This is a genomic window from Paenibacillus silvestris (assembly GCF_009882985.1).
GTDB lineage: Bacteria > Bacillota > Bacilli > Paenibacillales > NBRC-103111 > Paenibacillus_E > Paenibacillus_E silvestris.
This window is the reverse complement of record NZ_WTUZ01000025.1, coordinates 1-384: the sequence shown is the minus strand read 5'-3', so window position 1 is coordinate 384 and position 384 is coordinate 1. Positions and strand designations below refer to the sequence as shown.

The following is a 384-nucleotide window of genomic DNA, read 5'->3' as shown; positions in this document are numbered from 1 at the left end:
CCAGCCGCCGAAGGTGGGGTAGATGATTGGGGTGAAGTCGTAACAAGGTAGCCGTATCGGAAGGTGCGGCTGGATCACCTCCTTTCTATGGAGACTCGGGTCTGAAACGACCCAGTCAAGTGTGCTTCGCACACAAATCGCTTACTCACTCGTGTTCAGTTTTGAAAGGTTAATCCTTTCAATAACTTGTTCCTTGAAAACTAGATAACGAAACAAAACGTAAAGTAAGAACTTAGGTAGCATGTTTCTAACGAATTATGCGAAATTTTCAAATGTTTTTTTCTAGGTTAAGCTAGAAAGAGCACACGGAGGATGCCTAGGCACTAGGAGCCGAAGAAGGACGTGGCGAACGACGAAATGCCTCGGGGAGCCGTAAGCAGGCTT

The 384-nt window shown here is 46.6% G+C and carries 2 rRNA genes; both read left to right on the top strand.

The features are described 5' to 3' along the window. Window positions 1-85 (top strand): 16S ribosomal RNA (locus tag GQF01_RS26420); the annotation flags it as partial. A 200-nt stretch (window positions 86-285) separates the two neighbouring features. After that, a 23S ribosomal RNA gene (locus GQF01_RS26415) occupies window positions 286-384 on the top strand; the annotation flags it as partial.